Origin of the sequence: Echinicola shivajiensis (assembly GCF_018642165.1) — a bacterium.
Classification (GTDB): domain Bacteria; phylum Bacteroidota; class Bacteroidia; order Cytophagales; family Cyclobacteriaceae; genus Echinicola; species Echinicola shivajiensis.
This window is the reverse complement of the sequence record NZ_JAHHZM010000001.1, coordinates 698,663-711,141: the sequence shown is the minus strand read 5'-3', so window position 1 is coordinate 711,141 and position 12,479 is coordinate 698,663. Positions and strand designations below refer to the sequence as shown.

The following is a 12,479-nucleotide window of genomic DNA, read 5'->3' as shown; positions in this document are numbered from 1 at the left end:
GAAATGATGAAAAAAATAATAATAAAATATATAGTTAGTATAAGCCTATTTTTCTCTGTTACTGGATGTGGTGATTATTTGGATGTAGTACCTGATAATATTGCAGTGATAGAGGATGCTTTTGAAACGAGGGAAAATGCGCTCAGATTTCTGGCCACCCTATATGGTTACTTGCCTCCATATGCAGGTATTTCCAATCCGGCTTTGGCTGCAGGGGATGAGATTTCTGTGAATGACAATGTTTCCCGAAACTGGGCAAGTAGGAGGATTTCCCGAGGTGGCCAAAATGTGATTTCTCCAGATTTGGGATATTGGGGAAATAGGGGCACTGTTGGAAACTTATTCATTGCGCTAAGGGACTGCAATATTTTTCTGGAAAACTTGGATAAGCCTTTTGATCTTACCGAAGATGAGCGAATCCGATGGGCTGCTGAGGCAAAATTCTTAAAAGCCTATTTCCACTTTTACTTATTGAGAATGTATGGTCCCATTCCAATTGTAAAGGAGAATATTGAGGTCAGTAGTGGAGTGGAGGCTGTTAGGGTAAAGAGAGATCCTGTAGATAATGTGACCCAATATATTGTTGAACTTTTGGATGAGTCAATTGCAGATTTACCCTTGATTATTCAGGACACAGGCTTAGAGCTCGGGCGAGTTACTTCCCCTGTAGCAGCTGCTATCAAGGCTAGGGTTTTGGTGACAATGGCGAGTCCTTTGTTCAACGGAAATTCCGATTACAGCAATTTCAAAGATAAAGATGGAACACAATTGATCAATAGTACCTATGATGAAAGCAAATGGATCAAGGCAGCTGAAGCTTGTAAGGAAGCGATTGATCTAGCGCATGAAGCTGGGCATGAATTATACAGATTTGAAAATCCATCTTCAGATTGGTCTGATTCAACTATTACCAAATTGAGTATTCGAGGAAGCATGACAGAGAGGTGGAATGATGAGATTATTTGGGGGGCATCTGATAATACTGTTTCAGGTGGATTCCAAAGTTGGGCACAGGCAAAAATTGCCCCAGGGCTTACCGCTGAAAATAGGGAGAGTACCCAGTCATGGTGGTCTCCTCCACTAAGAATAGCCGAGATGTTTTATTCTGAAAATGGTGTTCCGATTAATGAAGACAAGGAGTATGACTACACAAATCGATATGCAGTAGGAGAAGCAGATGAAGCGCATAAACACTATGTGAAATCGGGTTTTAAAACAGCTAAACTTAATCTGAATAGAGAGCCTAGGTTTTATGCCTCTTTAGGATTTGACGGAGGAGTATGGTTTGGTCATGGGGTTAAGGATGATGATGATGCTTTGATAGTAGAAGGGAAAAAAGGAGAGAGAGCAGGAAGGCAAGATGCCAACAGGTGGTCTCAAAGCGGATATTGGGCCAAAAAGATGGTTTATTATGAGAATGTTCAAAGAACATCCGGTTCTGGATATACCGCCCGGACATATCCTTTTCCAATTGTTCGTTTAGCTGATTTATACCTGATGTATGCAGAAGCATTAAACGAATCAAATGGTCCTGCCGCTTCATATGAATGGGTAGATAGGGTTCGTGAACGTGCTGGTTTGGAGGGCGTGATTCAGTCTTGGGTACAACATTCCACCAATCCATCAAAGCCGGCATCAAAAGAAGGAATGAGAGAAATTATCCAGAGTGAAAGGATGATAGAGTTGGTATTTGAAGGCGTGAGGTTTTGGGATTTGAGAAGGTGGAAACTTGCTACTGAATTTATGAACAGTGATATAAAGGCATGGAATATCGAAGGTGAAACCACGGAGACATATTATAATGTGATTACTGTGGGTACATATAAGTTTTTGAGCAGGGATTATTTGTGGCCAATAGCTGAAGAAGACCTGATAGCTAATTCAAATTTGGTTCAGAATCCTGGCTGGTAAAATAGATAATAAAGACCAAAAGAAACTGAGATGAAAAATATAAAACCATATTATTTATTGTTGTGTTTTGGGCTGTCATTTTCTTCATGTGAAGAAGATGAAAGGGGGCCTCTAGTGAAAGATACAGTTCCACCAGGGATTATTAAAGAAGTACAAGTTACCAATCTTCCCGGTGGGGCAAAAATCGAATATGAAATCCCAAAAGATGAAGATGCTTTAATGGTTGAGGCAACTTATCATTTGGATAATGGAAAGGAAGTTACCTCAAAGTCTTCCATATTTAAGAATTTTGTAATCCTTGAGGGATTAAGGGAGGTGAAATCCCAGAAAGTTAACTTGGTTGTTATTGACCGCAGTAATAACAAATCAGAACCTGTATCAGTTACCATTAATCCTGAAACTGCTCCTATTGATAAACTTTATTCTAGTTTTCAGTTAAAAGAAGATTTCGGTGGGGTAAGGTTGTTGTACAATAACGAAGAAAATATATCAGCGGAGTTATTGCTTTATGCCTCTGATGAAACCGGAAACCTGGTTTATAGCCAATCAGCATTTATTAGTGACAATCAAAAAGATTATTATACGTTTAGGGGATTCCCTCCAACTGCGAGGAATTTTGGAGTAGCAGCGATCGATCGTTGGGACAATATTACTGAAACTTTTAATAAAGAAATAACACCACTTGAAGAAGTATTTCTAAGTATAGAGAATTTTGGGGATGTATTTCTTGAGGGTGATGAGCCGGACGCTTTTGGATGGATCAAGTCTAATCTGTGGAATGGATCTATAGATGGTTCTGGCTTTCACACTGCTCAAGGAAATCCGGGCGCCATAGTGCCTCCTTATACGGAAGGTTATCACATGTTTACAATGGATTTAGGTGTTAAGGCTAAGCTAAGTAGGTTTAAGTTCTGGCAAAGAAGAGGAGGATGGGAGTTCACTCATGGTAATCCTAAGAAGTTCGAAGTATGGGGTATTGATGAGATTCCCGCTGATAATGGAGCTTCTTTTGACGGTTGGGTGAAACTAGTGGAGGATGGTGAGGTAATTAAGCCATCTGGAGGACCTTTGGGGAGCAATAGCGCAGAGGATCAGGCCCAGGCAGCAAAAGGTGAAGAATTTGAATTTCCTATAGACGCTCCGGCGGTCAGATACATCAGATTTGTAAATAGGGAATCTTGGTCAACTGGGAAGTTTATGCACATCATGGAATTAAATTTTTGGGGACAAATTGTTGAATGATTATGAAATACCTAGAAAAAATAAAATATACAGTTTGGGTGTCCATTTTCATGATGCTCATTTTGATATGGTCATGTGAGACTACCAATGAAACTTTTAATGAATTTGTACTCGACGGTGAGACAGTGTATGTAGGAAAGGCAGATTCAGTGATAATAGGTGAAGGATTTAATAAGCTACGTTTTTGGGTAGCTATTAATGCTGACCCAAAGATTTCAAAAGGAATACTGAAAAACAATGATGAAACCTTTTATCATGAGTTCCCTGTAAACAGAGGAAAAAGTGGAAATGATACCATTTCCTTTGATTTAGACATACCTGAGGGTGAATACACATTTGGGCTGTTTTTACTGGATGAGTCGGGGAATCAATCAGTCAGAGTAGAAGTTCCTGCCACAGTTTATGGAGAGAAATATAAGTCTGGACTGATCAATAGAGGAATAAAGGGAATCAAATCCTTTGAAAATGAAGCTATTATTCAATGGTTATCTCCCTCTCAAGGAAGTTTGAAATCCATCGTGACCTATGAGAATCAAGAAGGAGAACTTGTTGAATTAGAAGTGGCCAATAGTGATTCGGAAACCCTTCTGGAAAATTATAAAAGAGGTGGAGAACTTTGGGTCAAGGGTTTTTATAGACCAACAGATAGTTCAATTGAAGATTTTGAAACCATTCCACTCCAATCGAATCTCCCTTTGGAATATATTTTGGATAAAACTCGGATAACAGCGCTAAGGTTGCCAGGAGATGCTTCAGATGGCTGTTATGGCTCTACCTATGATAGGTTGTTTGACGGAACTACAGGCTCCGGGTTTTGGCATAGTTGTAGCTCTGATTCTGACCGTTATCCTTGGGTGATGAGTTTTGACTTGGGTTCAGCGCAAGAAGTCTCAAAGTTTGGAATTGATGAACGTCCAGAATGCTGTGGAGATAGAAGCCCGGGCGATTACCAGATCTGGGCAACCAATGATTTGACCAATGCCAATACCTCGGATATAGACAGTGGAACCATAGAAGAATGGGAAGAAGAGGCCATTTCAAAAGGTTGGGTGAAAATATTGGATGTTTCCGGCAATACCCAAAAATCGTTCGAGCAAATTATTGAAGAGAATAGTACGAAATATCGATATGTGAGAATTGTAGGTATTTCGTCTATTGGAGGAGGGACAGAAGCAAATTTCAACGAATTTACTTTTTGGGGAAAGTAAAATAATAATAAGTAGGTATTTTGGGCAGCATAATCATCATGCTGCCCTTTTTTTATTATCTCTCATCTATAAAAGGTAAAGTTTCCTGGGTAGAGAGTTTGATGGTGCTATGGATATAATTGTCCACTTGTAAAAATTTGGCCGCAATATAAGGACTTGTAGCCTTTTTGAACTTCTTATAATATTTAGCATGCAACTTACTCAATTGGATATCATTTTTAATGGTCTTTTGGGCCAGTTCATCGGTTTTAGTATCATCCAAATTTTCAAAATTATCCAAGTAATCATTAATAATTACCAAGCGGTCTCTCGCAATTGATTTTCTTTCTTCTTCGTATTGTTCATAAACCATCCAAAAAGAAGGTTGCATGTTTTCAGGTAAATCCATGTACTGTTCAATTAACTTCTTTTTAGTGAGCCCGAATTCTGCCTGAATCAATTGAATCTCTTCATCCAATGTCGTTTGGGCCATCGAGATCATTGGAAAAAGAAGGAATAGTGTGATGATTAATGCTTGAAAGTTTTTCATGGTCAAAATGCTTAGTTCAATTACAAATTACTTTAGTAAAAAATTAAGGCAAGAAAATAATAACTGGTGCTTTGCTCATAATAGTTAAATATTGGCAAATATAGATGGAGGTTGCAGGGGAATACGGTTCATTACCCTTAGGGGATATTTTTGAGATGCCATGAAGTTTATTGGGGAAGATAAATTGGATTTGATAGCTAGAGGGGATGGGACATCAAGAACACTAAAATATTTTTTTTGGCGTATTTAAAAGGATTCAGGAATTAATCCGTTATTAAAATTGAATGGGTTTATTTACAGTGAAATTAAGCATAGCCTAAGTGGGCTGTGCTTTTTTATTTGCTTCTTATCTCCAGATGCGTTTTATAGGGTAAGAATGAAGAGGATAAAAAGTGAATTATGATTTTTATATGGTATTAATTGATTTTGGCAGGTAATTTTCTCCTGTTTTATTTGAAGTTTTTTCTACAAACTGGGTAATAATTCTACATTTTTCACCCTTAATATGTTCAAATAGCCTGCTGAAGGCCTTTTTTGGAGTGGCATAACTTATGAATATTAATTATCAAATAATTAATATGAGCAGTTTTAGAAAATTAATTTTCATGTTGTTGACAGGGATTTTGATAGTGGTTTTGACCTTATTGGGTTTGACAGGATACAGGCTCAAAGTAGAATCCAATGTGTCAGAATACCATACTACACTGGGTACTGAACCTACCAGTATCTTCTATAGGTAAAGATTAAAGATCATGAGAAAACTTTTAGTTAAAATATTCATACCAGCATTTATGTTGGTTTCATGTGGGGATGGAAAAGAAAAGATAAATTCCACTGAACTGGACTCTAATGGAGAAAGCATTCAGATGAGGGAATCCATGCCCGATATTGATGGTATAAGTGAGCTGCAGACGCCCAATGAAGAATTAGTAAGAGTGGAGGTGAAGAAGGAGGATTTGCCTAAAGAAATCACTTCTTTGGTAGCCAATGATTCTTTGCTATCGACATTGGAATTGGAGACCGCTTATTCGGTTACCGATGGCGAAAAGCAATACTATGATTTGACCTTTGTTACTGAAGATCATGAAGATATTATAGTGTCTTTTGACCATAAGGGTAATCTGTTGGAATTATAAATTATAAATAACCCTAATAAAATTAACCATGAAAAAGTTCGCGTTTATTATTGTCATTGGGATGCTGATGGCATCAGGCCTACAGGCCATGGATATTTTCCCAGCATCAACTGTTGAGTTGAGCGCTCAGGATAAGGTGGAAATATCACCTGAAGACCTTCCCCAACCTGTTAAAGATGCCATTGCAGACAGTGACGAAACAAAGGATTGGACAATATCCAAAGTCTATCAAATGACCGATGATGAAGGAAGTGTGATTTATAAAGTGACGTTTGGAGAAGGTGAAGATAGCGTCACTAAAAAGTATAATGCACAAGGTAAAGAAATTAAAGAGGATTAGTAGTTTCTTTTATTCATGTGAAAGGCACCGGTTTTTTAAGCTGGTGCTTTTTTTTTTCTAAGGGTATAGTCGTTTTACAGATTTTTTTTGACAACCAATTCATAAAAGAAATCCTTATAACTCTCACCGATAGAAATGTGTATTTCTTTATTAAATAACTTTACCTTGTTCCTACTAATATTGGCTATTTGATCTATGGAAACCACATAAGATTTGTGGATCCTAATAAAGCCCTTAGAAAATAGACTCATCTCATAATGCTTGATGGAGTTCAGGGTTAAAATAGGCTGGATTTCATTGATCAGATGGATTTTAACATAATCTTTATAACCTTCAAAATAGGAAATATCCTTTAAGTTTATTTTAACCGTGCTATGTTCTACTTTGGCAAAGATGAAACCATTATTCTCCTTGGTAGGAAGCTCTTTTTCCAATAAGGAAGGAGCTGTACTGGGACTATTCGATATGTTTAGGATTTTGCTTATAGCTTGAAAAAAACGGTCAAAACTGATAGGCTTCAATAAATAATCCACGGCATTTATTTCAAATCCCTTGACAGCATATTCACTGTAGGCGGTGGTGAAGATAACATTGGGTTTCACAGGAAGGCCTTCATAAAACTTTATACCGTTAATATCCGGCATGTTGATGTCCAAAAATATTAAGTCAATTTTTTCGCGCATAATAGCATCCATGGCCCTAATAGCTGAGTCAAATTTTCCCTTGAGCTCTAACATGGGAATCTTAGAAATATAATCTTCCAAAATGTCCAATGCCAAGGATTCATCATCGATTATAATACAATTGATTTTCATTTTTTAATCGTAAGGAAACTTTTGAAAGTACTGTTTTCGTAAAGCTGTTTGAAGCTATGGCGATTTGGATAAAGCAGTTCCATCCTTTTCCTTAGGTTGTTTATGCCCACTCCTTCTGGGTTATTGTTGATATAAAGTCCATCCTTTTGACGGGAAACACTGTTGAGCACAGATAGCAGGATTTCCTTCTCGTTTTCGGCTATTGAAATCATTACAAATGAAGGGGAGAGATAACTTATCCCATGTTTGAAAGCATTTTCAATTAAGGTTACAAACAGTAATGGTTCAATTGGATAGTCCTCATTAATTAGTTGAAAGGAGTGGCTTATTTTTGGGGCATTTTCTGAACTAAACTTAAGTTTTTCCAAATTCACATAATTTTTGATAAAAGTGACTTCCTGCCCTAATGTTACCTTGTCTTTGCCGGATTCATAAAGTACGTATCGAAGCATATCCGAAAGTAAAAGTATTGCAGGAGTGGTGTCCTCTGATTTTTTTCTTGCAAGAGAATAAATATTATTCAAAGCATTAAATAAAAAGTGGGGGTTGAGCTGGTTTTTAAGAAAGTTTAACTCCTTGATCATCCTTTGTTTCTCCAGCTCCTCATATTTCTTTTTTTCTTGTTCAAATTGCAAAATCAATTCAATGGAAGTCCCTAATCCTAAAATCATTAATAGCCTAAATAAAGAGGGAGAAAGCAGCATGAAATGACTAGGCTTTTTTACCCCTCTAACAAATGTCCCTGCTTCAAACGAAGGAGGAATATCCCTGAAATATTCATGAATAATAAAAAATAATGCCGTTAATAATATGAAAATCAGGCTGTATTGCAGGTATTTCCTTTTAAGAAGGAAGTTGGGGATGAGCCAGATAATATTGACCAGATAAAAAAGTATGATGCTGATATTGGTAATGCTGAAATAGAAAAGAGAGAAGTGTGCATCATGCTCACCAACAAAAAAGGAATAAGCTGGGGACAAAATTATCCCCAGTATTAAAATATGTATGGTAGTCTTTAGTAAATTTTTTTGTTGGTTTATTTGCATGTTTTTATTGATTAATCCTCGTCATTATAATCAACAAATGGCTCAAACTCCCAAATATCATCAAACCTCAAGCTTGAGCTTTTACCCAATAAAATATAGGCACGTTGATTATTGATGGAGAAAACGGATGCTCCTGTTCTAAAAGTACCCTCGAAATCAGTTTTTTCAAGCCACTCGTCAGTGGAAGGCCTATATTCCCAAGTGCTTCCAAGAATTGATCCTCTATTCCCAACCGTGATATAACCGTAATTTCCTATCGTAAATGCATTGGCATTGGAGCGGTAAATAAGGTAGTCATCATCATAGTCAATGGGTCTTTTTTCGGTCCATTCCAAAGTGTTTCCATCTAAGGCCCAAAGATCAAATTCATAGGAGCCATTGTTGATTCCGGTGCCAATATAAGCAATATCATCAATCACAAAAGCGACAGCTCCTTGGCGTTTTGCTCCACCCATGCTAATAATTTGCTTCCAGCTATCAGTTGTTGGGTCGTATTGCCAAAAATCCTTTTGCTCACTACCGTCATATCCCGTTCCAATATAACCTTTGTCCATCAGAGAAAAGCCAACTGCATCATACCTGGCAGTGCCTCCAAATTCAGCAAGTTCTCTCCAGCTATTGGTTTCAGGATCATACTCCCAAAAATCCTTCAGTTTATCTGTGCCGTCATAGCCAGTACCTACATAGCCCTTGCCATCAATGGAGAAAGCGACTGCATTACTTCTGGATTTTCCCGGGAAATCTGCTTTTCTTTCCCAATAATCACCAGTGGGATTGTATTCCCAAAAATCATTGAGATAATCATCGCCAGTATAGCCGCCCATAATAAATGCGCGCTCCCCGATTGTAAAAGAGGCTGCATTGGAACGATTGTCACCATCAAAATAGGACCTTCTTACCCAATTGCCCTCGCTTGTCTCTTCTTCATCACTAACACACGATGAGCTAAGAGCTATGATTCCCACTAGGGAAAATAGAATGTTGATAAATCTTACTTTAAGCATTGTTCGTTAATTTAATGGAATAAATGTGATGTCTATTTTTATCTTCTGTTCTTTGGAAATTTCTGAAAGGATCAATCCACTGGTTTCTATGCTTGTACTTTTGGGAACGCTGATCCAAAGGGCATCTTGATTGTTTACTCCCTTAGAAAGTTTATAGTCTATAAAGTCTTTTATAGGGATTTCGTAATAGGTTTTTTCTTGAAATTGCTCATCCCAGGAACTAAGCGAGGCCGATCCCAGATTTTGCGTAATTAGGTTCTTTTTATCTACTATCGAGAGATTTACCGTTGTGACAGGAATATTGAAGTAGCGGTCATAGGTGTTTGGTTTCAAGGGAAGCCTTAAGCTGGCAGAGGCAATGATGAAATCATTAGCTCTTTCTTTTAATTCAAGGACTTCTGGTAGCCCCAAGCGGATGGAGGCTCCCAAGATCTGGTCTGCCATGATTACCCCATTGGATTGCTGAATAGGAATGTTTTCATAGGCTTGTGGAGACTGAAAGTATTGGGAATTCCTGTTAATATCTAGATGAGTGAATTTTCCAGATCCATTTTCTACAGTTAGCTTGAGCAAGGCTTTGCCTTCATCTAGGTCACTTGGAATACGGTAATGAAAACCGATATAGGAGGCAGCAGTAAAGCTCATTAATGCGCTATTATCATTTGTGTTGAGGACTAGGCCTTTGAAGACCTCTTCCAAGTCATTGTTTGATTCAAATATGGAATTGTTACCTTTACCCATTTCAAATAGCCTATTGCCAAAATCATAGGGTAAAGTAATGCTAATGGAATCTTTGGAAGGGACTATTCTTGAAGCCTGTTTGATCAGTGGGCTTGTGTCAAATTGAAAATCTTGATAGCTGTAGATGTTTCCGTCATCATCAGTTTCCAGTGTTTCCAATAATTCGTGTACTTCGATATCAAAACCTGGCAAAGTGTCATAATGGAATTTTTCATAGAACAATACCAAAACTACTGAGTCTAGCTTTGCATCTTCATTTATTTCTGAACGGTTTGTACTGCCAAATTGAATATAGGGAATGGCATATATGCTTCCTCTAAAGTTATCCTCATGATGCCCCAGGGTAAAAGAGTTGAAGTTGTTGGTAGCCAAGGAGTCATTGAAATAAGTGAATAAGTCGATATCAGTATATTCTATAATTTGAAGGTCAAGGTCTTCTCCATCAGTTACCATTTGTGGCTTGGTGAGTTTTTCATTTTCAAAACAGGCAGTGAGGAAAATGAACGGAATCAAGAATAATAATTGGTCTTTTTTCTGCATATGAAATAGCACTGATGAATACACGATTAATTTGTATTGCTGACAAATCAAGGTAAAATCCATGTCTCAGGGATTTATTATAGATTTAAGTGAGGAATTTGTCGACGAATAGGCCGCTTTCCTCTTTGATCAGAAGAATAAGGTCAATGCTCTTAAAAGGGGATTGTCCCTATTATGAATTGGTTTGTCGTGAAATTTCAGGGCTTTGTCTATAAAACTGATCATTGGGGGAAAGCCCACTTACCTTGCAGCAAAAAGTATTAAGATGCGTGCTTTCATATATATTATTTGTTGCAGTATTTGTTTTCTGATTTCTGGTAGTGAGCTTTTTGCCCAAAGGGGTGATGGCTCACTCTATTCTTCCTTTGGGGTAGGATTATTGGCTCAGGACCAGTTCGGCCAGGCTGCAAGAATTGGAGGAGTTGGTACTGGGGTAAGGTCTCCTTATTTTCTCAATCAACTCAACCCTGCATCGGCCACAAGTGTCGGTGCTTTTAATTTTTTGGTGGATGCTGAGGTAAACTATAAATTGATGAATATCAATACGGGTTCAGAAAATATCAATATCAACAGGACTAATCTGAGTCTGATTTCCTTTTGGTTTAGAACCTCCAAAAAAACAGCTTTTACACTAGGTATGATGCCAATAAGCAGTGTGGATTATAGCTTTATACAGAAAGCTTATTTTTCTGGTTCGACGACTCCCTTTGATAAATACGTTACGGGTTATGGGGACATCAATAAGATCTATCTGAATTTTGCAGTGGATGTAATGCCCAGACTTTCATTGGGGATTAGGCCTTATTTTGCTTTTGGCCATATCAATCATGAGAATTTTTACTATACAGAAGAAGTAACCAATGGTAATATAGAGAGCCTGAAATTAAACAATAGGGACAATTATAATGGCTTGGGACTTGATATAGGTGCCCAGTTTGTAGCTTTTAAGCATGAAGATAAACAATTGAGCTTGGGTTTAAGCTATCAAATACCAAGTCAGTTAAAGGCAAGTAAGACCTCTTTGGCTTATCTCAATAGTTTGGATTCCGCCATGTACGAATTGGTGGAGCAAAAAGAAAATTTACAATTGGGTTCATCTGTTAAAGGAGGGATTAGCTATCAAAACAGTCGGTTGTTGCTTGCTGCTGATTATAGTTATAAAATGTTTTCTGGTGACGACAGCGGTTATATTAATAGCCATCTTTTTAGTATAGGAGGGGAGTATATGCCCAATTTTTATGGGATTGAATTTTTGAAAAGAGTGAATTATTCAGCTGGGATTTTTTATGATACTGGTTATATCCGCTCTGAAGGTAGTCCAGTGCAAAGAAAGGGGGCAAGTATAGGTTTTGGCTTTCCAATCCAAGGCTTTACAAGGCTTAATTTATCTTATCAGTATGTTCAGCAAGGCGATCTAAACCAGCTCTCCAAGGAAGTAAGCCATGGAATTAGCCTGAATTTCAATTTTGGGGATATATGGTTCCAAAAAAGCCGAATCGAATAGCATCTACCAACATAAATACATTTTAAAAAATGAAGTTTCTAGTTTTAATAATTGCTTTGCTGTATCCATTGGAGAGATATAACTCCACCGTTCTATCCATAGACAATCTTGATTTTACATTGGGCGGTCAAATAAAAGTGCAGGTTTATGATAAAAGATTTCTCCAGGATGGAGATGCTGAAGCAATTTTAGAAAAAACTGTTAAGGTTTCTGAAAACTGCTTGCCTATAGCATTGGGAGAATTGCCTGTAGGTGAATATATGATCGCAATATTTCATGATGGCAATGTGAATGGAAAAATGGATTATTCGTTTTTTGGCAGGCCCAAGGAAGGATACAGCTTTTCAGGAGCATTTAGTTGTAAGACTAAATCACGAGGTCCAGCACTTCATTATGTGAAGTTTAGCGAAGGCTTTCAACATGTAAACGTTCACTTATGCTACTAAAAAAAAGGCCTCTTGAA

13 protein-coding genes are annotated in these 12,479 nt (G+C 37.6%); 8 read left to right on the top strand and 5 right to left on the bottom strand.

What is annotated here, in order from left to right; genetic code table 11:
* The first annotated feature begins 3 nt into the window (after positions 1 to 3).
* From KMW37_RS02905 to KMW37_RS02895, 3 genes are read left to right on the top strand one after another with little or no spacing between them, the layout of a single operon-like run.
* The gene (locus tag KMW37_RS02905; RefSeq protein ID WP_215223086.1) at positions 4 to 1,911 is read left to right on the top strand and encodes a RagB/SusD family nutrient uptake outer membrane protein; all 1,908 of its coding nucleotides are present in this window, start codon (positions 4 to 6) and stop codon (positions 1,909 to 1,911) included.
* A gap of 30 nt (positions 1,912 to 1,941) precedes the next feature.
* Positions 1,942 to 3,153, top strand: coding sequence for a DUF5000 domain-containing lipoprotein (locus tag KMW37_RS02900; protein WP_215223085.1), 1,212 nt, complete (start codon positions 1,942 to 1,944; stop codon positions 3,151 to 3,153).
* Between the two features lie 2 nt (positions 3,154 to 3,155).
* Entirely contained in the window at positions 3,156 to 4,361 is a 1,206-nt protein-coding gene (locus KMW37_RS02895; RefSeq protein WP_215223084.1) for a DUF4998 domain-containing protein, read from the top strand.
* Positions 4,362 to 4,416: 55 nt separating this feature from the next.
* Here KMW37_RS02895 and KMW37_RS02890 read toward each other — a convergent pair whose 3' ends face one another.
* Entirely contained in the window at positions 4,417 to 4,890 is a 474-nt protein-coding gene (locus tag KMW37_RS02890; RefSeq protein WP_215223083.1) for a hypothetical protein, read from the bottom strand.
* A 578-nt stretch (positions 4,891 to 5,468) separates the two neighbouring features.
* Here KMW37_RS02890 and KMW37_RS02885 point away from each other — a divergent pair.
* Genes KMW37_RS02885 through KMW37_RS02875 form a run of 3 tightly spaced genes read left to right on the top strand, consistent with a single transcriptional unit; the run spans position 5,469 to position 6,366 of the window.
* The gene (locus KMW37_RS02885; protein WP_215223082.1) at positions 5,469 to 5,630 is read left to right on the top strand and encodes a hypothetical protein; all 162 of its coding nucleotides are present in this window, start codon (positions 5,469 to 5,471) and stop codon (positions 5,628 to 5,630) included.
* A 12-nt stretch (positions 5,631 to 5,642) separates the two neighbouring features.
* Complete coding sequence (locus KMW37_RS02880) at positions 5,643 to 6,026, top strand: hypothetical protein (protein WP_215223081.1); 384 nt, start codon at positions 5,643 to 5,645, stop codon at positions 6,024 to 6,026.
* Between the two features lie 28 nt (positions 6,027 to 6,054).
* Positions 6,055 to 6,366: a hypothetical protein gene (locus KMW37_RS02875; protein WP_215223080.1), complete on the top strand. Its 312-nt coding sequence runs from the start codon at positions 6,055 to 6,057 to the stop codon at positions 6,364 to 6,366.
* Positions 6,367 to 6,440: 74 nt separating this feature from the next.
* Here the strand turns inward: KMW37_RS02875 and KMW37_RS02870 are convergent, their stop codons facing one another.
* From KMW37_RS02870 to KMW37_RS02855, 4 genes are read right to left on the bottom strand one after another with little or no spacing between them, the layout of a single operon-like run.
* Entirely contained in the window at positions 6,441 to 7,181 is a 741-nt protein-coding gene (locus KMW37_RS02870) for a LytR/AlgR family response regulator transcription factor (protein ID WP_215223079.1), read from the bottom strand.
* Positions 7,178 to 8,227, bottom strand: coding sequence for a sensor histidine kinase (locus KMW37_RS02865; protein ID WP_215223078.1), 1,050 nt, complete (start codon positions 8,225 to 8,227; stop codon positions 7,178 to 7,180). Before KMW37_RS02865 ends, KMW37_RS02870 begins: the two co-directional genes overlap by 4 nt.
* An 11-nt stretch (positions 8,228 to 8,238) precedes the next feature.
* Positions 8,239 to 9,231: a Kelch repeat-containing protein gene (locus tag KMW37_RS02860; RefSeq protein ID WP_215223077.1), complete on the bottom strand. Its 993-nt coding sequence runs from the start codon at positions 9,229 to 9,231 to the stop codon at positions 8,239 to 8,241.
* A gap of 6 nt (positions 9,232 to 9,237) precedes the next feature.
* On the bottom strand, positions 9,238 to 10,575 hold the full coding sequence (locus KMW37_RS02855) for a DUF4270 family protein (protein ID WP_246581299.1): 1,338 nt from the start codon (positions 10,573 to 10,575) through the stop codon (positions 9,238 to 9,240).
* A gap of 202 nt (positions 10,576 to 10,777) precedes the next feature.
* Between KMW37_RS02855 and KMW37_RS02850 the strand changes: the two genes are divergently transcribed.
* Together KMW37_RS02850 and KMW37_RS02845 are read left to right on the top strand one after the other, a co-directional pair.
* Positions 10,778 to 12,016, top strand: a complete 1,239-nt coding sequence (locus KMW37_RS02850; RefSeq protein ID WP_215223076.1) for a PorV/PorQ family protein — start codon at positions 10,778 to 10,780, stop codon at positions 12,014 to 12,016.
* Between the two features lie 29 nt (positions 12,017 to 12,045).
* The gene (locus KMW37_RS02845) at positions 12,046 to 12,462 is read left to right on the top strand and encodes a DUF2141 domain-containing protein (RefSeq protein WP_215223075.1); all 417 of its coding nucleotides are present in this window, start codon (positions 12,046 to 12,048) and stop codon (positions 12,460 to 12,462) included.
* The last annotated feature ends 17 nt before the right edge of the window (positions 12,463 to 12,479 follow it).